Annotated in this window: 19 protein-coding genes; 9 read left to right on the top strand and 10 right to left on the bottom strand. The window is 57.2% G+C overall.

Translation table 11 applies throughout. The features are described 5' to 3' along the window. Nucleotides 1-119: 119 nt before the first annotated feature. The 4 genes from BM316_RS07360 to uvrA all read left to right on the top strand — a co-directional run bounded on the left by BM316_RS07360 (nt 120) and on the right by uvrA (nt 6,617). A complete protein-coding gene (locus BM316_RS07360; protein ID WP_090207706.1) occupies nt 120-1,382 on the top strand; it encodes an MFS transporter in 1,263 nt (420 codons plus the stop codon). A gap of 123 nt (nt 1,383-1,505) precedes the next feature. Then, on the top strand, nt 1,506-2,102 hold the full coding sequence (locus BM316_RS07355; RefSeq protein ID WP_090205877.1) for a DUF924 family protein: 597 nt from the start codon (nt 1,506-1,508) through the stop codon (nt 2,100-2,102). A gap of 87 nt (nt 2,103-2,189) precedes the next feature. Next, nucleotides 2,190-3,584 carry a dihydrolipoyl dehydrogenase gene (lpdA, locus tag BM316_RS07350; RefSeq protein WP_090205874.1) on the top strand — a complete coding sequence of 465 codons (1,395 nt, stop codon included), beginning with the start codon at nt 2,190-2,192 and terminating at the stop codon, nt 3,582-3,584. Nucleotides 3,585-3,746: 162 nt separating this feature from the next. Continuing rightward, nucleotides 3,747-6,617, top strand: coding sequence for an excinuclease ABC subunit UvrA (gene uvrA / locus BM316_RS07345; protein ID WP_090205872.1), 2,871 nt, complete (start codon nt 3,747-3,749; stop codon nt 6,615-6,617). An 85-nt stretch (nt 6,618-6,702) separates the two neighbouring features. Here uvrA and BM316_RS07340 read toward each other — a convergent pair whose 3' ends face one another. The 5 genes from BM316_RS07340 to BM316_RS07320 form a co-directional block, all read right to left on the bottom strand. Then, nucleotides 6,703-7,359, bottom strand: a complete 657-nt coding sequence (locus tag BM316_RS07340; protein ID WP_090205869.1) for a hypothetical protein — start codon at nt 7,357-7,359, stop codon at nt 6,703-6,705. Between the two features lie 87 nt (nt 7,360-7,446). Next, entirely contained in the window at nt 7,447-8,316 is an 870-nt protein-coding gene (gene mmsB, locus BM316_RS07335; RefSeq protein ID WP_090205867.1) for a 3-hydroxyisobutyrate dehydrogenase, read from the bottom strand. Between the two features lie 2 nt (nt 8,317-8,318). After that, nucleotides 8,319-9,356, bottom strand: a complete 1,038-nt coding sequence (locus BM316_RS07330; RefSeq protein ID WP_090205864.1) for an enoyl-CoA hydratase/isomerase family protein — start codon at nt 9,354-9,356, stop codon at nt 8,319-8,321. Further along, complete coding sequence (locus tag BM316_RS07325) at nt 9,353-10,492, bottom strand: acyl-CoA dehydrogenase family protein (RefSeq protein WP_090205861.1); 1,140 nt, start codon at nt 10,490-10,492, stop codon at nt 9,353-9,355. Before BM316_RS07325 ends, BM316_RS07330 begins: the two co-directional genes overlap by 4 nt. A 111-nt stretch (nt 10,493-10,603) precedes the next feature. Further along, nucleotides 10,604-12,103, bottom strand: a complete 1,500-nt coding sequence (locus BM316_RS07320) for a CoA-acylating methylmalonate-semialdehyde dehydrogenase (protein WP_090205859.1) — start codon at nt 12,101-12,103, stop codon at nt 10,604-10,606. A 103-nt stretch (nt 12,104-12,206) separates the two neighbouring features. Here BM316_RS07320 and BM316_RS07315 point away from each other — a divergent pair, with 103 nt between their 5' ends. From BM316_RS07315 to BM316_RS07300, 4 genes are all read left to right on the top strand, one after another. Then, nucleotides 12,207-13,109 carry a LysR family transcriptional regulator gene (locus tag BM316_RS07315; RefSeq protein ID WP_090205856.1) on the top strand — a complete coding sequence of 301 codons (903 nt, stop codon included), beginning with the start codon at nt 12,207-12,209 and terminating at the stop codon, nt 13,107-13,109. Between the two features lie 35 nt (nt 13,110-13,144). Then, the gene (locus tag BM316_RS07310) at nt 13,145-13,579 is read left to right on the top strand and encodes a CBS domain-containing protein (protein ID WP_090205854.1); all 435 of its coding nucleotides are present in this window, start codon (nt 13,145-13,147) and stop codon (nt 13,577-13,579) included. 79 nt (nt 13,580-13,658) lie between these two features. Further along, on the top strand, nt 13,659-14,153 hold the full coding sequence (gene coaD / locus BM316_RS07305; RefSeq protein WP_090205851.1) for a pantetheine-phosphate adenylyltransferase: 495 nt from the start codon (nt 13,659-13,661) through the stop codon (nt 14,151-14,153). An 11-nt stretch (nt 14,154-14,164) separates the two neighbouring features. Next, complete coding sequence (locus BM316_RS07300; protein WP_090205848.1) at nt 14,165-14,932, top strand: alpha/beta hydrolase; 768 nt, start codon at nt 14,165-14,167, stop codon at nt 14,930-14,932. A 17-nt stretch (nt 14,933-14,949) separates the two neighbouring features. Here the strand turns inward: BM316_RS07300 and BM316_RS16690 are convergent, their stop codons facing one another. The 3 genes from BM316_RS16690 to gap (BM316_RS07290) form a co-directional block, all read right to left on the bottom strand. Next, a complete protein-coding gene (locus BM316_RS16690; RefSeq protein WP_165606551.1) occupies nt 14,950-15,108 on the bottom strand; it encodes a hypothetical protein in 159 nt (52 codons plus the stop codon). A 182-nt stretch (nt 15,109-15,290) separates the two neighbouring features. Beyond that, nucleotides 15,291-16,292, bottom strand: coding sequence for a type I glyceraldehyde-3-phosphate dehydrogenase (gene gap, locus BM316_RS07295; RefSeq protein WP_090207703.1), 1,002 nt, complete (start codon nt 16,290-16,292; stop codon nt 15,291-15,293). Nucleotides 16,293-16,590: 298 nt separating this feature from the next. Next, the gene (gene gap / locus BM316_RS07290) at nt 16,591-17,592 is read right to left on the bottom strand and encodes a type I glyceraldehyde-3-phosphate dehydrogenase (protein WP_090207700.1); all 1,002 of its coding nucleotides are present in this window, start codon (nt 17,590-17,592) and stop codon (nt 16,591-16,593) included. A 218-nt stretch (nt 17,593-17,810) separates the two neighbouring features. Here gap (BM316_RS07290) and BM316_RS07285 point away from each other — a divergent pair, with 218 nt between their 5' ends. Further along, entirely contained in the window at nt 17,811-18,620 is an 810-nt protein-coding gene (locus BM316_RS07285) for a phytanoyl-CoA dioxygenase family protein (RefSeq protein ID WP_090205845.1), read from the top strand. On the opposite strand, the gene BM316_RS07280 is transcribed toward BM316_RS07285, so the two are convergent. Beyond that, nucleotides 18,613-19,194 carry a DUF4329 domain-containing protein gene (locus BM316_RS07280; protein WP_090205843.1) on the bottom strand — a complete coding sequence of 194 codons (582 nt, stop codon included), beginning with the start codon at nt 19,192-19,194 and terminating at the stop codon, nt 18,613-18,615. The genes BM316_RS07285 and BM316_RS07280 overlap by 8 nt on opposite strands. A gap of 20 nt (nt 19,195-19,214) precedes the next feature. After that, on the bottom strand, nt 19,215-21,236 hold the full coding sequence (gene tkt / locus BM316_RS07275) for a transketolase (protein WP_090207697.1): 2,022 nt from the start codon (nt 21,234-21,236) through the stop codon (nt 19,215-19,217). Between the last annotated feature and the right edge of the window lie 51 nt (nt 21,237-21,287).

The following is a 21,287-nucleotide window of genomic DNA, read 5'->3' as shown; positions in this document are numbered from 1 at the left end:
GCTTTTGCGATCTTGCATAAGATATGACGCGGCGCAAACGGGCGCGCACTGGTCGCACTCTCGTGGTGAATTCAGTTTCGAATCGTGTGATAGGACGCAAAACGTCAGGAGGGCTGGTCATGGTTCAGGTATTCACAGGGTCTTGGGCGCTTTTCGTCGGGATGTTCATGCTTATGGTCGGCAACGGCCTGCAAGGGACCCTGCTGGGTCTGCGCGGCGAAGTGGAAGGCTTTAGCACGCTGTCGCTGTCGATTGTGATGTCGGCTTACTTCCTAGGTTTCCTTTTCAGTTCGCGTTTTACCCCGCAACTGATCAGACGCGTCGGTCACGTGAGGGTCTTTGCTGCACTCGGCTCCATGGTGTCGGCAGTCCTGATTTCCTACCCTGTTCTGGTCGAACCATGGGCTTGGACCATTGGACGTGTGGTGATCGGCTTTTGCTTTTGTGGCCTCTACATTACCGCAGAAAGCTGGCTGAACGACGCGTCCAGCAATGAAAACCGCGGCAAGGCGCTTTCGCTTTACATGATCACGCAGATGGCAGGGATTGTCTTTGCGCAGTGGATTGTGAGCCAGGGCGATGTGTCAGGCTATGTGCTTTTCATCATCCCTTCCATTCTGGTTTCGCTGGCCTTTGCGCCGGTGCTGCTGTCGGTCAAACCGATGCCGGCTTTCGAGTCGACAAAGCCAATGAAGATCAAGGACCTGATCGCGGCATCACCGCTTGCCTGCTTCGGTATGTTCATGCTTGGAGGCGTGTTTTCGGCGCAGTTCGGCATGTCTGCCGTCTATGGCAGCCGCGTCGGACTGACGGTTGCCGAGATTTCATTCTTTGTTTCAGCGATCTATGTCTCTGCGCTGGTGTTGCAGTATCCGATCGGCTGGTTGTCTGACCGCATCGACCGGCGGAAGTTGATTATCTGGCTTGGCCTGATCGGCGGCGCAGGGTCGATGGTCGCCTTCTTCGTCGAGAACTCTTATGTCGCTATCGTGATCAGTGGCGCAATTGTTGGCGGCACGTCGAACCCGCTCTATGCGCTCGTGATTGCTTATGCCAACGACTATCTTGAGCGCGAGGATATGGCGGCGGCCTCCGGTGGTTTGCTTTTTATCAATGGCGTCGGCGCAATCGCAGGTCCGCTGATCGTTGGTTTCATGATGGATGCGATTGGCGAGAGCGGATACTGGCTTTACACGGCAGCTTTGATGGGTGCCGTTGGAGCATATGGTATCTACCGCTCCACACGCCGGAGCCGTGACGATATCGAGGCCTCGCAAGTGTCTTATGCACCAGTGTCAGCAGCATCCACCCCAATCGCAGCAGAGCTCGCCCAAGAGGTCTATATCGAGGCCGAGGAAGAGGAAGAGCGGCCCACAAGTTAGGCGGCGCGTTCACGCCAGATGTCAGTTCGTTGCATGACGTGAACCCTGCGGCAAGGTAACTCCTTGTCATGGTGTGTTTTCTCTGTATCGATTAATCTAAATTAATCGGTGCGGAGCAGAGCATTGGTAAGCCCCGAAGAAGTATTGTCGTTCTGGCTTGATGAGTGCGGTCCGGAAGACTGGTATCGATCCGATCCTGACTTTGATAAAAAGATCAGAGAGCGGTTTGAGGGAACCTGGCGTGAAGCCACAAAAGGGGCGTTGGGGCTGTGGTTGACCTATCCGTCCGGCACGCTGGCTTACATCATTCTGACAGACCAGTTCCCACGCAACATGTTCCGCGACAGCGGCGTGGCATTCTCGACTGATCATCTGTCCCTCGCGGCTGCGAAAATGGCGATTGAGCGTGGCTGGGATATGAAGATCGACGAACCGGCCAGACAGTTCTTTTACTTGCCTCTGATGCATTCGGAGAACCTTTGCGATCAGGACAGGGCGGTCCGCCTGATCCATACGCGTATGCCGGAACATGGGGACGGTAACCGAGATCATGCAGCGGCGCATCGTGCCGTGATCCGTGACTTCGGGCGGTTTCCTTATCGCAACGACGCGCTGGGCCGCAAAACAACGGCCGCCGAGCAAGCCTTTCTCGACGCCGGAGGCTACGGTGCGGCAATTCGCGCACAGCAGGCGGCTGCAAAACAGGGCCACTTGCGCTGATCGGTTAGCCGTTATGACCTATGGTCACTAGAGGTCATCCCAAAAATAGTTTAGTGTTCAACTAAATTTCGATTTGGAGGGCCCCGCATGGCTGCGCAAAACTTTGACCTGATTGTAATTGGTGCCGGACCAGGTGGCTATGTCGCCGCAATTCGTGGCGCTCAGCTTGGCATGAAAGTCGCGATTGTCGAACGGGAGCATCTTGGCGGTATTTGCCTCAACTGGGGCTGTATCCCGACCAAAGCCATGCTGCGTTCGTCAGAGGTTTTCCACCTGATGCACCGCGCCAAGGAATTCGGTCTCAAGGCTGACAACGTGGATTACGATCTGGATGCGGTCGTGAAGCGCAGCCGCGCGGTCGCCGGGCAGCTTTCCGGCGGTATTGGTCACCTGATGAAGAAGAACAAAGTGACTGTGGTCATGGGAGAGGCCAAAATCCCCGCAAAAGGTAAAGTCAGCGTCAAAACCGATAAAGGCACAGAAGAACTAACTGCCAAGAACATCGTTCTGGCAACAGGTGCGCGCGCACGCGAACTGCCAGGGCTTGAGGCCGACGGTGATCTGGTCTGGACCTACAAGCACGCGCTGCAGCCCAAGCGGATGCCGAAGAAGCTGCTGGTCATCGGCTCGGGTGCCATTGGGATCGAATTTGCGAGCTTCTACAATACGCTGGGCGCCGACACGACAGTGGTCGAAGTGATGGACCGTGTGCTGCCAGTGGAAGATGCTGAAATCTCCGCCTTTGCCAAAAAGCAATTCGTCAAGCAGGGCATGAAGATCATGGAAAAGGCCATGGTCAAGAAACTGGACCGCGCCAAGGGTAAGGTGACCGCCCATATCGAGACCGGCGGCAAGGTCGAGAAGATGGAATTCGACACAGTTATCTCCGCCGTGGGTATTGTCGGCAACGTCGAGGGCCTGGGTCTTGAGGAGTTGGGCGTCAAGATCGACCGCACCCATGTGGTGACCGATGAATTCTGCCGCACGGGTGTCGAGGGGCTTTATGCCATCGGCGACATCGCCGGTGCGCCATGGCTTGCCCATAAAGCCAGCCACGAGGGCGTGATGGTTGCCGAAGTCATCGCGGGCAAGCATGCCCATCCGGTGAAACCTGAAACCATTGCCGGCTGCACCTACTGCCATCCGCAGGTGGCCTCTGTCGGCTATACCGAAGCGAAAGCCAAGGAACTGGGCTATGACATCAAGGTCGGCCGCTTCCCCTTCATCGGCAACGGCAAGGCGATTGCACTGGGCGAGCCTGAGGGCATGATCAAGACAATCTTCGATGCCAAGACAGGTGAGTTGCTGGGTGCACATATGGTCGGCGCAGAAGTGACCGAATTGATCCAGGGTTACGTTGTGGGCCGCCAGCTGGAGACCACCGAAGAAGACCTGATGAACACTGTTTTCCCGCACCCGACACTGTCGGAAATGATGCACGAAAGCGTTCTGGATGCTTATGGCCGTGTGATCCACATGTGATCCGGTCAAACCGGTTGAGAAAGGCCCGCCCATCCGGCGGGCCTTTTGCTTTCTGGCTGGTGCGGAAAATAAAATGGTGTATGTTCTCTAAACGTTCTTTTGCGGGGCTGGCACCTGTGGCCCCGACCTCTATGTGAGAGGTAACGCAGACTGGGGGCCGTCATGGCAGAGTTGAAGAACATCGAAGTACGCGGCGCGCGCGAGCATAACCTCAAGAATATCGACGTGGATATTCCGCGTGATCAGCTTGTGGTGATCACGGGGCTGTCGGGGTCGGGTAAGTCCTCGTTGGCGTTCGATACGATCTACGCCGAGGGCCAGCGCCGCTATGTTGAGTCGCTGTCGGCCTATGCGCGCCAGTTCCTCGACATGATGGAAAAGCCGGATGTGGACCACATCTCGGGTCTGTCGCCTGCGATTTCGATTGAACAGAAGACGACATCCAAGAACCCCCGTTCGACCGTCGGCACCATCACCGAGATTTACGACTATCTGCGTCTGCTCTTTGCCCGCGCGGGCACCCCTTACAGCCCCGCCACAGGCATGCCAATCGAAGCCCAACAGGTGCAGGATATGGTCGACCGCGTCATGGCGCTGGAAGAGGGAACGCGCGGCTATCTGCTCGCCCCGATCATCCGCGACCGCAAAGGCGAATACCGCAAAGAGTTTCTGGAACTGCGTAAGCAGGGGTTCCAGCGCGTCAAGGTGGATGGCCAGTTCTACGAGTTGGACGAACCGCCCACACTGGACAAGAAGTTCCGCCATGACATTGACGTGGTTGTGGACCGCATCGTTGTGCGCGAGGGCCTCGAAACACGATTGGCGGACAGTTTCCGCACCGCGCTTGATCTGGCGGACGGCATTGCCATTCTCGAGACCGCCCCGAAGGAGGGTGATCCCGAGCGCATCACCTTCTCGGAGAATTTCGCCTGTCCTGTGTCAGGTTTCACCATCCCCGAAATCGAACCGCGCCTGTTTTCCTTCAACGCGCCATTTGGAGCTTGTCCGTCCTGCGACGGTTTGGGGGTCGAACTGTTCTTTGACGAACAACTGGTTGTGCCCGATGTGACGCTGAAGATCGCCGATGGTGCGCTGGCGCCGTGGCGCAAAGGCAAGTCGCCGTATTTCCTGCAGACGATCGAGGCGATTGCCAAACACTACGGCTTCAACAAGAACGCCCGCTGGAAGGATCTTGACCCCAAAGTGCAGGAAGTTTTCTTGCGCGGGTCAGGCGATGAACAGATCAAGTTCCGCTATGACGAGGGCGGGCGCGTCTATCAGGTGGAGCGCGCCTTCGAGGGCGTGATCCCGAATATGGAACGCCGCTATCGCGAGACGGACAGCAACTGGATCCGCGAAGAGTTCGAGCAATACCAGAACAATCGCAACTGTGGCACCTGCGGCGGCTATCGTCTGCGCGAAGAGGCTTTGGCGGTCAAGATCGGCAAGCCTGACAACCTATTGCACGTCGGTCAGGTCGTACAGATGTCGATCAAGGAGGCCTATGATTGGTGCAAGGATGTGCCGGACGCGCTGAGCAAGCAGAAGAACGAGATCGCACATGCGATCCTTAAGGAGATTCGCGAGCGTCTCGGTTTCCTCAATAACGTCGGTCTCGACTATCTGACTCTATCACGCAACTCCGGCACGCTTTCGGGCGGAGAGAGCCAGCGGATCAGGTTGGCCAGCCAGATCGGCTCGGGTTTGCAAGGGGTGCTTTATGTGCTCGATGAGCCATCCATTGGTTTGCACCAGCGCGACAATGACCGCCTGCTGACGACGCTCAAGAACCTGCGCGATCAGGGCAATACCGTGATCGTGGTCGAACATGATGAAGAGGCGATCCGTGAAGCGGACTACGTCTTTGACATCGGGCCTGGAGCCGGTGTGCATGGTGGGCAGGTTGTGGCCAAGGGCACCCCGCAGGAGATCATGGCCAATGAGGGGTCGATCACGGGCCAATATCTTGTCGGTGCGAAAGAGATTGCCGTCCCTGCGACCCGCAGGAAAGGCAAAGGCAAAAAGGTGACGGTGGTGAAGGCCACTGGCAACAACCTGCGAAACATTACCGCGGATTTCCCGCTGGGGCAGTTTGTCTGCGTGTCGGGCGTGTCCGGTGGTGGCAAGTCCACGCTGACGATTGAGACTCTCTTCAAGAATGCCTCCGTCAAACTGAACGGCGCGCGACAGACGCCTGCGCCTTGCGAGACGATCAAGGGTTTCGAGCATCTGGACAAGGTGATCGACATTGACCAGCGCCCCATCGGGCGCACGCCGCGCTCGAACCCTGCGACCTATACAGGGGCCTTTACCCCGATCCGTGAATGGTTCGCTGGTATGCCGGAGGCCAAGGCACGTGGCTACAAGCCGGGGCGTTTCAGCTTCAACGTCAAGGGCGGGCGCTGTGAGGCCTGTCAGGGTGATGGTGTCATCAAGATCGAGATGCACTTCCTGCCCGACGTTTATGTCACCTGCGAGACCTGCAAGGGCGCGCGCTACAACCGCGAAACGCTGGAGATCAAGTTCAAGGGCAAGTCGATTGCTGATGTGCTTGATATGACAGTCGAGGACGCGCAGCAGTTCTTCAGCGCAGTGCCGTCGATCCGCGAAAAGATGGATGCGCTGATGCGGGTGGGGCTTGGCTATATCAAGGTAGGCCAGCAGGCGACGACCCTTTCAGGTGGCGAGGCCCAGCGGGTCAAACTCTCGAAGGAACTTGCGAAACGCTCGACGGGACGGACGCTCTATATTCTTGATGAACCCACGACAGGTTTGCATTTCGAGGACGTGCGCAAGCTATTGGAAGTGCTGCACGAGTTGGTCGATCAGGGAAACTCTGTGATCGTGATCGAACACAACCTCGATGTGATCAAGACGGCGGATCACATCATCGACATCGGTCCAGAAGGCGGGGACGGTGGCGGCCTAATCGTGGCAACAGGAACCCCAGAGGAGGTTGCCGAGGTCGCCGAGAGCCACACAGGACGTTACCTCAAGCCGATGCTGAAAGCAGGCAAGGTGGCAGCTGAATAGCGTCATCATCCGACGCCAACGCCGGTGGCACGGTCTGGTGCCTCCGGCGGGAGTATTTCTGGCAAAATGATGCGCGGTCAGCGGCTTAGCGGAATGCCGCTGCGAGCTTGATCACCTCAAGAAGGCCGTATGTGGCTTCCGGCACTGCATAGATTTGCCCGTCAATCACAGCATAGCTGCTGCCGTCTGGCGAGGGCGGAAGGTTGTAGATGGCAACAAGCTGCTCTTCCGTCAGCCCGACATCCGGCACCACACCGATATCGTTGCCGGGTTCGACGGACTGAGAGAGCAATTTGACCTGATCGAAGATCAGTTTGTCCTCAGTGCCGAGCTCAACGACCTGACCGTCGATCACGCCGTAGGTGCGACCTTCGTCAGGAACATCAATGCCGAAGAGGTCTGCGATTTCCTCTGCGGTCAATGGGCCTGTGACGCCATCCTCTGCGGCCAGGTCTTGGTCGTTTCCTTCGAGAAGATCAGGGTTCTCTGTGGTCGCCTGTTCCCATTCCTCATCGCTGAGATCGAGATACTGTTGCGTGGTCACGCCTTGGCGAGCCAGTCCCGGGGGGACACAGGCCGGTTGCCGCTTGGCAAGACCTGGAGGGCAATTCAGAGGATTGTCTGCACGGGCATTGCCGTTGCCATTCCCGTTCCCACGACCGTTTCCGTTCCCTTGTGCCTCGGCCAGCGCAGGCAGCAAGGCTACGCTTGCAACCATCGCCAATTTGAAAATTCTCGTCATTCTTTTGCCTTTTCGCTGTTCGGCGGAAAGATGGGGCAGAAGGCTGTTGTTATTCAATGTCAAAGCCTGCGGATTGGCGGAAAACGGCTAGGTGCTGCGTTTGCGGGTTGAGAACCGCGGGAGCATGGCCGAGAAATCCTTGCCTGCGCCATCTTCTGCTTCGACGAATTGCTGATAAAGCGCTGTGGCGGCCTGACCCATCGGTGTGTCGGCATCGGCAGCTTCGGCGGCCATCTGGCTAAGCCGGAGGTCTTTGAGCATCAGATCAGCGGCGAAGCCGGGCTTGTAGTCATTGTCTGCGGGGCTTTGCGGCCCGATGCCGGGGGCGGGGCAGTAGGCGTTCATGCTCCACGAATAGCCCGAGGATGTGCTGACCACATCGAACATTGCCTGCCGGTCGAGGCCCAGCTTGTCGGCCAGCACGAAAGCTTCGCAAGTGGCAATCATTGTGGCGCCAAGGATCATGTTATTGCAGATCTTCGCGGCCTGCCCGTTGCCTGCGTCACCGCAATGCACGGCCTTTTGCCCCATGATGTCAAAGAGAGGTGTCACAGTTTCAAAGGCGGCCTTCGGTCCACCGGCCATGAAGGTGAGCGTGCCGTTTGTGGCCCCGCCGATCCCGCCTGAGACAGGGGCGTCGATGGCGGAGAGCCCTGCGGCCTCTGCTGCGGCGGCAACAGCGCGGGCGCTTTCCACGTCCACGGTTGAGCAATCGAGGTGGACGGCGCCCGCCTTCATCGCAGTGTGGATTTCGGCGGCGACCGCTCGCAAGATTGCGCCATTGGGCAGCATGGTGATGACCACATCGGCATCCTTTGCGGCCTCGGCGGCGCTTGCTGCGAGCGTCAGCCCGTCTGGTTTGGCCACGGTATCAAAACCCACAACGTCATGCTCTTTGGCGAGGATTGCGGCCATGGGTGCGCCCATGTTGCCTAGTCCGATAAATCCGATCTTCATGGTCAGTCCTCCCATTTCAATGCGTCTTTGCCCAGTGGCATCAGCATCCGTGTCACGTCGAGTGTTTTGACATCCTGCCATGAGGCATGTTGCCACTGCGGGTTGCGGTCGCGGTCGATGATCGCGGCGCGGATGCCTTCGATAAAGTCGCCTTGTTCCACGCAGCGATAGGTATAGCGGAATTCCTGATCGAGCGCGTTTTCCAGACGCAGCCCGTTGCGGACGCGGTGGATAATCTCGACCGCACAGGTCATTGCGAAAGGCGCATTGCGGGCCATGAGTTTCTGCGCATGGGCGACCGCAGGGCCAGGGTCAGCAGGCATGGCGCGATAGATATCGCCCAATGTGTCGCCCGAGAAATTGGCGTCGATCTCGGCCTGCCATCCGGCAAGGCGGCTGTCGGGGGTGGGGGTGATGTGGGGGGTGATCACATCGACATCACCGGACTCGGCAAGCTCGGTTTTGAGAGCGTCCCAGTTCTCCTGCGGGATATAGCTGTCGGCGAAACCTGCGAATATCGCATCGGCGGCGTCCATGCGGTCGCCTGTGACACCGAGAAACTCGCCCACACGCCCTGGTGCAAGGGCCAGCATCAGCGAACCGCCCACATCGGGCACTAACCCGATCGAGCATTCGGGCATCGCGATCTGGCTGTTCTCGCAAACGATCCGGTGGCTGGCGTGACAGCCCACACCAACGCCGCCGCCCATGGTGAACCCGTGCAGAAAGGTCACGATGGGTTTGGGATAGATGAAGATCTTGCGGTTCAGCCGGTATTCGTCGCGCCAGAACCGGCGGCCATAGTCGAGGTCACCCCGGCGGCCGCTGGCGTACATCTGCGTGATGTCTCCGCCTGAACAGAAGGCACGTTCGCCCGCGCCGTCGATGATCACAAGTTTGACGGTCGGGTCCTCGCGCCATTTGCGCAAGGCTGTCTCGATCTCCAGGGTCATTTCCCATGTCAGCGCATTCAGCGCATCAGGGCGGTTGAGGGTAATCCACCCTACATAGCCTTCGGTTCTGACGATCAGGTCACTCATTTGCCAATCATCCCCCGTGCTGTGATCAGGCGCATGATCTCGTTTGTGCCTTCGAGGATCTGGTGCACGCGCAAGTCGCGCACGATTTTTTCAATGCCGTAGTCTGCCAGATAGCCGTATCCGCCGTGAAGTTGCAGGCAGCCGTCCGCAACCGCGCTACCGGTTTCTGTGCAGAGTTTCTTGGCCATGGCGCAGAATTTCGTGGCGTCCGGTGCGCCGGTGTCCAGTTTCCAAGCGGCCTGCCTTAAGAAGGTGCGAGCCGATTGCAGGGCAATTTCCATATCTGCGAGCCTGAACTGCAAGGCCTGGAACTGGTCGATGCTTTTGCCGAAAGCGCGCCTTTCCGACATGTATGCAAGTGTCTGGTCGAGCGCCGACTGTGCTGCGCCAAGCGAACAGGCCGCGATGTTCAACCGGCCGCCATCGAGCCCTGCCATCGCATAGGTAAACCCTTGTCCTTCTTCACCTAAGAGGTTTGCTACAGGTGCGGTGGCGCTGTCCATCTGGACCTGCCGTGTGGGTTGTGATTTCCAGCCCATCTTGTTCTCAAGCCCACCGAATGAGAGGCCATCAGTGCCGTCTTCGAGCACAATCGCGCTGATACCTTTGGGGCCATCGTCGCCCGTGCGGGCCATGACGATATAGGCATCTGCATAGCCGCCGCCCGAGATAAAGGCCTTGGTGCCGGTCAGGGCGTAGCCGTCGCTTGTGCGCTCCGCGCGGGTTTTGAGCGCAGCGGCGTCCGACCCTGATCCCGGTTCGGTCAGGCAATAGGCAAGAAATGCCTCCATGCTGATGGCTTTCGGCAAGAGGCGCTCTTTCAGTGCCTCGGTGCCATAGTTTTCGATCAAGCGCGCGCACATATTGTGGATCGACAGGAATGCGGCCACAGAGGCGCAGCTTTGCGACAGCGCCTCGAACACCAATGTTGCGTCAAGCCGTGACAGGCCGGAGCCTCCATGATCTTCTGAGACGTAAAGCCCGCCGAAGCCCAATTCTGCAAGCTGTGGCCAAAGCGTCCGCGGGATTGTGCCTGCCTCTTCCCATGCGCGGGCATTGGGCGCGATATGCTCCTGCCCAAAGGCGAGGGCCATATCGTAGATTGCGGATTGCTCTTCGCTTAGGGCAAAATCCATCGGGATCTCCGGTCAGAAATGAACGCGCGTTCATATTTTTTCCCAAGCCACTTGGCTTGGCAAGAGATGGACAAAGCAAAGGCCCACCTTTGAGGGTGGGCCTTGCTGACGTTATTCCATCACAGGGATCGAGAATTCGCCACCTTCTTTGATGCCGGACGGCCACCGGGCTGTCACGGTTTTGGTGCGCGTATAGAACTTGAAGGCGTCTGGGCCATGCTGGTTGAGATCGCCGAATACCGATTTCTTCCAGCCACCGAAGGTGTGGTAGGCCAGCGGCACCGGGATCGGCACGTTGATGCCGACCATGCCGATGTTTATGCGCGCGGCAAAGTCACGTGCGGTGTCACCGTCACGGGTAAAGATCGCGGTGCCGTTGCCGTATTCATGGTCAAGCGCCAGACCGATAGCCTCTTCATAGCTTTGTGCACGGACGGTCGACAGAACGGGACCGAAGATCTCTTTCTTGTAGATGTCCATGTCCTTGGTGACATGATCAAAAAGGTGCGCGCCAACAAAGAAGCCGTCTTCATAGCCCTGCAGTTTGAAATCGCGACCATCGACGACCAGCTTGGCACCTTGGTCGATTCCAGATTGCACAAGGTTTTCGATATTGGCTTTAGCTGCCGCCGTCACCACAGGGCCGTAGTCAACGTCATCGCCAGCGGTGTAGGGGCCAACCTTGAGCGCTTCGATCTTGGGAACCAGCTTTTCGATGAGGCGATCAGCGGTGTCGTCACCCACGGGGACGGCGACCGAGATGGCCATACAACGTTCACCAGCCGCACCATAGCCAGCGCCAACGAGGGCATCAGCCGCTTGATCCATGTCGGCGTCAGGCATGATGATCATGTGGTTCTTGGCGCCGCCAAAACACTGTACGCGCTTCCCTTGCGCACAGCCTGTGCCGTAGATGTATTCGGCAATCGGGGTCGAGCCGACAAAGCCGACGGACTGGATGATCGGATCATAGAGGATGGCGTCCACGGCCTCCTTGTCACCGTTGACGACCTGCATAATGCCCTTCGGCAGACCGGCCTCTTCCAGCTGTTCGGCCAGCATCAGCGGGACGGAAGGATCACGCTCGGATGGTTTGAGGATGAAGGCGTTGCCGCAAACGATGGCGGGTGCGCACATCCACATCGGAATCATGGCGGGGAAGTTGAAGGGGGTGATGCCAGCGGTCACACCCAAGGGTTGCTTCATCGAATACATGTCGATGCCTGGACCCGCACTATCGGTGAACTCACCCTTCAGCAGGTGCGGCGCGCCGATGCAGAATTCGACAACTTCCAGACCACGGATCACGTCGCCTTTGGCATCGGGCAGGGTTTTGCCATGTTCTCGAGACAGGGCTTCGGCCAGTTTGTCCATGTCGCGGTGCAGGAGGTCCACGAACTTCATCATCACCCGCGCGCGGCGCTGTGGGTTCACGGCGGCCCATGCCGGCTGCGCTTTGGCGGCGATAGCGACGGCTTGCTCCAACTCTGCCTGACTGGCCAGCGGCACCTTGGCCTGCACCTCGCCAGTGGCGGGATTGTAGACATCGGCAAAACGGCCGGACGTGCCTTTCACATGTTCGCCGCCGATATAGTGGGTCAACTCTTGCATGGGTGTTCCTCCGCAGATGATTTCACACTCTTATAAGGTTGCGTTTTTCCCCCTAAAAGAACCAATATACCAAAATCATTTTGCAAAAATGCAAGGGTGTAGCGTGGATAACTGGGATGACATGCGTGTGTTTCTTGCGGTTGCACGGGCCGAAGGTCTGACCGGTGCTGCACGCACGCTGAAGATGGACCCTTCCACATTGGGCCGACGGATTGGCCGGCTTGAACGCTCTGTTGGTGCTGCTCTGTTTGTAAAATCTCCGCAAGGTTACGCGTTGACCGACCTTGGAGAGCGGATGCGGGAGACGGCGACAGAGGCGGAACGCCATCTGTTGAGGGCGCTTGATGAAGGGCAGGGCACATCCGAGCAGCTAACGGGCCAGATCCGTATTGGCGCACCAGACGGGGCTGCGAATTTTGTCCTGCCGCAGGTGGTTGCGGCTATTCAGGCAGAGAACCCTGACCTTGAGGTGCAAATCCTTGCATTGCCAAGGGTGGTGAACCTTTCAAGACGTGAAGCGGATATGGCGATCACGGTCAGCCCACCAGAGGCGGGGCGGCTCACGGTGCAGAAAATCACAGACTATCAGTTGCATTTGGCGATGCGGAGCGATGCGCCACCTGTCTCGGCATTGGCTGACCTCAGGTCGCAGCGGATTGTCGGATACATCCCGGATATGATTTTCGACAAAGAGCTGGACTATCTGGGCGCGCTTGGTCTCACAAAAGTTGATCTGGCATCAAACTCTGTGGCTGTGCAGCTTCAACTGATCCGCCAAGGCGGGGTCGGGATCGTGCATGACTTCGCACTACCCTTTGCGCCCGAACTGCAAATAGTCCTGCCAGAACAGGTCGCTTTGCAACGTGCTTTCTATCTGGTCCGCCACACGTCAGACCGGCATTCTGAACGGCTCACACGTTTTGCAACGGAACTTCGCAAACGAATGTCCGAAGAGATTGCCAAGCTCGAACGCGCAGCACGCTTGACAGCCAGTGGCTTGATTTGAGACGCTGAATTTGTAGTCAGCGCAAGGAGACCGCCATGATCGTATCTCAAATCCTCAAATCTAAATCTGATGTCGGTGTGATCGCGGTCAAGCCAACCGATACGGTGACGGATGCTGCAAAACTCCTGTCGCAACATAAAATTGGTACAGTGGTTGTCTCGGCTGATGGTGAGACCTTGGACGGAATCCTGTCCGAGCGTGACATTGTGCGCGAACTGGGCAAGCGTGGTGCGGGATGCATGAACGATCCGGTCCGCGATCTGATGACGAAGGATCTGACGACATGCAAACCATCCGACAGCGCGCTTGATGTGCTGGAAATGATGACCAAGGGCCGTTTCCGACATTTGCCGGTGATGGATGACGGGAAGATGGTTGGATTGATTTCGATCGGTGACGCGGTCAAGGCGCGACTGCAACAGCTCTCCATGGAAAAGGAATCCCTTGAAGGGATGATCATGGGGCACTAGCCCGGGATTTCGGCGATTGCTTGCAATCCCAGACGCAATCATGTTGCTTTGCGCCAAATTTCACGAATGAGGATGGGCCATGCGCGTTGGACTCTACCCTGGCACATTTGATCCGGTTACACTCGGCCATATCGATATCATAAGACGTGCCTGTTCATTGGTGGATCGTTTGGTCATCGGTGTCGCGATCAATCGTGACAAGGGTCCACTTTTCTCGCTTGAGGAACGCGTGGCGATGATCGAGGCAGAGGCTGCGCCGCTCGCCACGGCGACTGGGTGCGAGATTGTTGCGCATCCTTTTGAAAACCTTTTGATCGACTGCGCACGGGATGTCGGCGCGAATGTGATCATCCGCGGCCTGCGGGCGGTTGCTGATTTTGAATATGAGTATCAGATGGTCGGTATGAACCGCGCGCTGGATGACAGTATTGAAACCGTGTTTCTGATGGCCGAGGCCGAGCATCAGGCGATTGCCTCAAAGCTCGTGAAAGAGATTGCGCGGCTTGGTGGGGACGTCTCAAAATTTGTAACACCGTCGGTGCATCGCGCGCTTAAAGAACGGCTTGGTGTTTGAACTGGCTGTGGATGTTTATTGGCACCTATCTGGTCTATGCGACGGTAATGGTGCTGGCGCATCCGAGGTTCATCTATCCGTTCGGCCCTGACAGCTTCGATGACCCAACGTTTACTCAACATGTCATTGAAGGTAGCGATGTTCACGTCGCAATCGCGGAAGGCGATGAGGAGACAGCGGTCCTTTTCTTCATGGGAAATGGCGGGGCGCTTGCCTACTTCACGTTTTCACTCAAAGCGCATCAGGATGCGGGGCGCACGATCGCTGCTTTGGAATATCCCGGCGGCGGCGGTATCCCCGGGTCCGCGTCCGAGCAATCGCTGAAAGCAGATGCGCTGACTGCATTTGACTGGCTCGCAGACAGGCACGATGGTCCGATCGCCGTTCATGGGTATTCAATGGGGACTGGCCTTGCGCTGCATGTTGCGGCACGACGGGACGTCGCCGCAGTCTTGCTTGATGCACCATACGTGCGGATGTGTGAATTGATGACACGCGCCTCATGGCTTCCGGCCTGCTACATGCCATTTGTTCAGAAATGGGATAATGCCAAGGACGTCCCTCAAATTTCGGCACCTGTTCTGATCCAGCATGGCAGCGAGGATCAGTTGATCCCGCAAGAGCATGGCGCGCGTCTGGCGGCATTGATGGAAGGTGAGGGGGGCGGGGTCTTATTCCAGCCTGTCGCCGGAGCAAGTCACAACAATCTCGCGGGGCAAGCAGGGTACCGGGCGCGGATTGAGGCGTTTTTGACCCGGGCGGATACACCGCCCGAGTGAAGCTTGGTCTTTTCGGTTTAGCCGTAGATGGCTTTCGCTGCTACTTTGCCCGCATCTTCGCGGAACATACCCAGGTCGATAGCTGTTTCGACTGGCATTGCTTCCAGTTCATGCTTCAGGCGCTTGTAGGCAACGCGCTTTTCAATCGCATTGCGGACATTGCTCAATACAGTCATTTGCGTGCTCCTTTTGTGTACGCTTCGTTGCTGTTGACCCACACATAGCCATGCTGCACCGCAGAACAACTGACAGTTAGCGCTAGCAGCTTTGCATTTTTTGCATAGCGGATTCACAAGGTGCACAAGAAAAAAGCCGGTCGCAAAGGACCGGCTTTCTTTTCAGCATTCTCAGCGAAAGATCAGATCAGCTTGCCCATGGCAACCGCTGTGTCAGCCATCCGGTTGGAGAAGCCCCATTCATTGTCATACCACGTCAGGATACGCACCATATTGCCGTCCAGAACCTTCGTCTGATCAAGATGGAAGATCGAAGAGTGCGGGTCATGGTTGAAGTCCGAGCTGACCATCGGCAGGTCAGTGTAACCCAGAATACCTTTCAGCGGCCCGTCAGCGGCTGCTTTGATTGCGTCATTCACCTCTTCAGGTGTTGTCTCGCGCGACGCTTCAAACGTCAGGTCAACGACCGAGACGTTTGGTGTTGGCACACGAATTGCCACACCGTCGAGCTTGCCGTTCAGCTCAGGCAGTACCAGACCAACGGCTTTGGCAGCTCCTGTGGACGTCGGGATCATCGACAGGGCAGCGGCACGTGCGCGGTAGAGGTCCTTGTGCATTGTGTCCAGTGTCGGTTGGTCACCGGTATAGCTGTGGATCGTTGTCATGAAACCTTTGGTGATCCCAATCGCATCATTGAGGACCTTGGCGACAGGTGACAGGCAGTTTGTTGTGCAAGACGCGTTCGAGACAACAATGTCGTCGCTGGTCAGGGTGTCGTGGTTCACACCGTAGACGATTGTCTTGTCAGCATTCTTGCCAGGGGCAGAGATCAGGACGCGGCTTGATCCATTGTCGAGGTGCGCTTGGCAGGCCTCTTTGCTGGTAAAAATGCCAGTGCATTCCATCACAACATCGACGTCAGACCATGGCAGATCGGCGGGGTTGCGAATGGCTGTGACTTTCATCGGGCCGCGGCCCACATCAATTGTGTCTTCGGTGGTCTTCACTTCGGCAGGGAAGCGGCCGTGCACGCTGTCGAACCGCAGCAAGTGTGCATTTGTTTCGACAGGCCCCAGATCGTTGATTGCGACGACTTCAATATCGGTGCGTCCGCTTTCGATAATGGCGCGCAGGACGTTGCGGCCAATCCGGCCAAATCCATTAATGGCGACTTTGACAGCCATGGTATTCTCCTTTGGCATTCAATGTTGGCGCTAACATTGCGAATTTCGCGGAAAGGTCAACCGGCATTCGCGGCTATCGCCAGAAGGCTAGCCATTCAATTAGGTCTACAAAGCGACGCATCAAGAATACTGTGTTTGTCCAGCCAAATTGGTAATAATCGTACGCGAGCAACGCCGCGACAAAGAGGATGAGCCAAATGGCGAGTCTGTTTGTCATAGCGGCAAGATGTAATCCGCGCCTTTGAAAATGGCAAAGCCCGCATCAAGCGGGCTTGCTTCGTCAGTCATAAGGACGTGTTTAGTGCAGGCGACCCATCGTTGCGGCGACGTCGGCCATGCGCGCAGAGAAGCCCCATTCGTTGTCGTACCATGCAAGGACACGCACGGTTTTTCCGCCGACGACCTTGGTCTGGTCTGGTGCGAAGATCGAGCTTTCGGTTGTGTGGTTGAAGTCGATGCTGACCTTGGCCTCATCATCATATGACATCACCATGCCCATATAGCCTGCTGCGGCCTCGCGGACGATTTCGTTCACTTCGTCAACGGTGACTGATTTTCCGGCTTCGAAGGTCAGATCAACTGCGCTGACGTTCGGGGTCGGGACGCGCATTGCTGTGCCGTCAAGCTTGCCGGACAATTCCGGCAGGACCTCACCTAGGGCTTTCGCCGCGCCGGTGGATGTGGGGATCATCGCCATGGCGGCGGCGCGCGCGCGATAAAGATCCTTGTGGCGGCGGTCCAGCGTTGGCTGGTCACCGGTGTAGCTGTGGATCGTTGTCATGATGCCGCGCTCGATGCCAATCGCGTCATTCAGAACTTTGGCGAGCGGGGCCAGACAATTCGTTGTGCAGGACCCGTTCGACACCATGGTCTCTGCCGCCATCAAGTCACGGTGATTAACCCCGTAGACAACAGTGCGATCAACGTTCTTGGCAGGTGCGGAGATCAAGACCTTCTTGGCGCCACGTTCCAGGTGAATAGCCGATTTCGCGCCATCATTGAACTTGCCGGTGCATTCCAGAACCACATCAACGCCGTCCCAATCAAGTTCTGACGGTTCATAGGTAGACATTACGTCAATCGGGCCGCGCCCCAGATCAAGTGTGTTCCCGTCGACCTTCACTGGATTGCCAAAGCGGCCATGAACGCTGTCATATTTCAGCAAATGCGCATTGGTCTCGATTGGTCCTGTGGCATTGATCTTGACCACTTGCACATCGTTGCGTGCTGCTTCGGTGATATGTGCCAAAGTGCAGCGTCCGATGCGACCAAAGCCGTTGATACCGATGGTGACAGTCATTTCTGTATTCCTTATCGCGCATTCGTCTTTGGGGTCCGTATACTTGCGTGTACCGTCCCAGAAAAGAAAAAAGTCATTTTTCATCAATATGTTATCGGTAACAAACGCCGTTAGCGATAACGAAGCAACGGTTGTTTTTCGTGTTATCGCAAACACGCGGATAAGGCTGTCGAATCGCAAGAACAGCGATAGGCTGATCGTTCAGAGGGGAAACAGCCATGCATCCACTTATCACGCAGGACCATATTGAGACGTATCAACGCGATGGCGTTGTTTTGATCAGAGGGCTTTTTGCTGACCATATCGCGTCGCTCCGTCAGGGCGTTGCGATGAACATGGAAAATCCCGGCCCGTATGCTGCCGAGAATTTGCATGAAGGCGAGGCGGGGCGCTTCTTTGATGACTACTGCAATTGGACGCGCATTGCCCCATTTGAGAGGGTTATCAGGGAATCCCCTGCGCTCGAAGTCGGGGCGGACCTCATGCAATCGCAGACATGCCAGGTGTTCCATGATCACGTGCTGGTCAAAGAGCCTGGCACCTCCAAGCCGACACCGTGGCATCAAGACGGCCCGTATTACTTTGTTGAAGGCGAACAGACAGTCAGCTTTTGGTCACCGCTTGATCCGGTGACAGAGGCTTCGTTGCGATGTGTCGCAGGATCGCACAAATGGCCCAAGGCTGTTTTGCCGACCCGCTGGTTGTCCGAGGCAGATTTCTATCCTGACGCGCAGGATTTCATCCCCGTCCCCGATCCTGACGCCGAAGGGATGCGTATCGTCGAATATAATATGGAACCCGGCGATGCAGTCGCCTTCCACTTTCTCATCTTGCACGGCGCGCGCGGAAACGAGACAGAGAGCCGCCGCAGGGCGTTTTCCTTGAGGTTGCTTGGCGATGATGCGCGCTATGTTGTACGGCCCGGGCCGACATCGCCTCCGTTTCCAGGGCACGGCATGCAACCGGGTGAGCGCCTGCGCGAGGACTGGTTTCCGACCCTCTTCCGCCGCGAGGCGGCGATCAGCTAAAGCGTTCGCGCAACTCGCCGACGGTAAAGCTGTCAGGAACAAAGCCTGCATCAGCGGGGTCGTTCCGAGGGTCAGAGGTGATGCAGAGCGGACCGCAGAGCAGTCTGATACTGCGGGTCTCGTAGTCGACGTGCCAGACTCGTCCGCCCGGAGTTGCGACGTAGCCGTCAATGCGCTGCTCGAAGTCGCCTTTCACATCGCTCATGCTAGGGACTTCATTGTCATAAAGGGGCGAGTAGCTGCCGTGTGTATGAAACGAGGCCACAACGTCACCAATGACCGACGGCATTTCACAGAAATCCTCACCGCCGGGGAGAATGCGCGAGGTGCGCAGCTGTCCGTCAGGTTCCCTGATAATCAGACCGCAGTATTCGCGGCTCTCTCCGATGGAACGGGGCTGCAACCCGTCGAGAACACGGGTTGCAAAGCCATCCACGTCATCGGTTTCAGCAAAGATGGGCGCAATCGTCTGAATTTTGGCAAGGTTCGGTGTTCCGCCATTGCCTGTTGAACAACCGACAAGCACACCGATAGCAAATAGCGCGAGTGTCGTCTGGCGTTTGAGATTTCTCATGCCTTAAACCTGCCCGAACGCTACTTGAGGAGCGATTTTACCTTGTCTGCTGTCGCCTGCGCCGTGATGCCGAATTCTTCGAAGAGCCGCTCTGCCGGGGCAGAGGCCCCGAACCCGTGCATACCGATGAAGCCGGACTTTTCACGCTTGCCGCGCTCTCCAAAGAGCCAACGATCCCATCCAAAGCGTATGCCTGCCTCGACTGCGACACGGACAGGCCCACCGGGCAGCACACGTTTGCGGTAGGATTCATCCTGTTCCTCGAACAGCTCCCAGCATGGCATAGACACGACGCGCGTGCCGATCCCCTCGGCCTGCAAGAGTTCACGCGCGGCCATGGCCACGCTGACTTCTGAACCGGTGGCAAGCAGGATTGCCTGACGCTTCGACCCTTCGGCATCAGCAAGCACATAAGCCCCTTGAGCGACCATGTTCTTGGTCTTGTGATCTGTGCGGACGGTTGGCAGTCCTTGGCGTGTCAGGGCCAGAACGCTCGGTGTTTTTTCCGAAGTCAGCGCCAATTCCCAAGCCTCCGCGGTTTCCACCGTATCGGCAGGGCGGAACACGTTCATGTTCGGCGTAGCACGCAGCATCGCGAGATGTTCAATCGGCTGGTGTGTTGGACCATCCTCGCCGAGGCCGATGCTGTCGTGGGTCATGACATAGGTCACCGGCAGCCCCATCAACGCGCTCAACCGCATCGCGCCGCGCGCATAATCGGTAAAGCACATGAACGTGCCGCCATAAGGTTTTGTGCCACCGTGAAGTGCCATACCGTTCATGGCAGCAGCCATGCCATGCTCGCGAATACCGTAGTAGATGTAACGGCCTTTGCGCGTGTCAGGATGGAAGGTGCCCATATCTTTGGTCAGCGTATTGTTCGAACCGGTGAGGTCGGCGGACCCGCCAATCGTTTCCTGTGCAATCGGGTTGATCACCTCCAGCACCATTTCGGACGACTTGCGGGTCGCCACCTTTGGAGCGCCCTCGCTAATCTGCTTTTTCAGAGCACGGATTGTGGCTGACAGGCGCTTCGGGGCTTCACCGGCATAGATGCGGTTGAACTCTGCCTGCTTGGACGCTGAGAGCGTTGCAAAGCGCGCCTCCCAATCCTTGCGGGTCTCGGCACCACGTGCACCGATGGCGCGCCATGCATCAAGGACGTCAGCCTCAACCTCGAAGTCGCCCATAGGTGCGCCGTAGGCTTCTTTGGCGGCTTTGAGTTGCTCTGCATTCGTCAAAGCACCGTGGCCTTTTGATGTGTCTTGCGCTGCGTGCCCCAAGGCGATGTGCGTCTTGCAGGCGATCATGGATGGCCGTGGGTCTTTTTTGGCGGCTGTGATCGCGGCATCGATGGCGTCGGGATCATGGCCATCAATGGACTGGACATGCCAGCCGGAGGCCTCAAAGCGCATTTGCTGGTTTGTTGCGTCAGCAATATCCACTGTGCCGTCGATTGTGATGTTGTTGTTATCCCAGAAGACGATCAGGTTGCGCAGTTTTTGCATACCAGCAAGCGAGATCGCTTCCTGACTGACACCTTCCATCAGGCAGCCGTCACCCGCCATCACATAGGTGTAGTGGTTGACGATTTTCTTGCCCCATGTGGCGCGCTGGATTTCTTCGGCAATCGCAAAACCAACCGAGTTTGCAATACCCTGACCCAATGGGCCGGTCGTCGTCTCAATACCACGCGCATGACCATATTCAGGGTGGCCTGCAGTGCGTGCGCCCCACTGACGGAAGTCCTTGATCTGCTCAAGCGGCATATCTTCGTAGCCGGTCAGATACATCAGGGAATAAAGCAGCATCGACCCATGGCCAGCCGACAGGATAAACCGGTCGCGATCCGGCCACTCAGGCGCCTTGGGATCAAAGTTCAGATGCTTTTCGTAAAGGACTGTTGCGACGTCTGCCATGCCCATCGGCATCCCGGAGTGACCGGAGTTTGCGGCGGCAACCGCATCCAGCGTCAATGTCCGGATGGCAGTGGCTTTTTTCCAATGGTCAGGATTGGCGGAACGAAGAGCAGCAATATCCAAGGTGTCGGTCCTATCTGATGGCGTCACATATCTCATTGGCGTCATATCAGG

Source organism: Yoonia litorea, from assembly GCF_900114675.1.
Lineage (GTDB): Bacteria > Pseudomonadota > Alphaproteobacteria > Rhodobacterales > Rhodobacteraceae > Yoonia > Yoonia litorea.
Note: the sequence above shows the minus strand (reverse complement) of the source record. Positions and strands in the feature narration are given on the sequence as shown.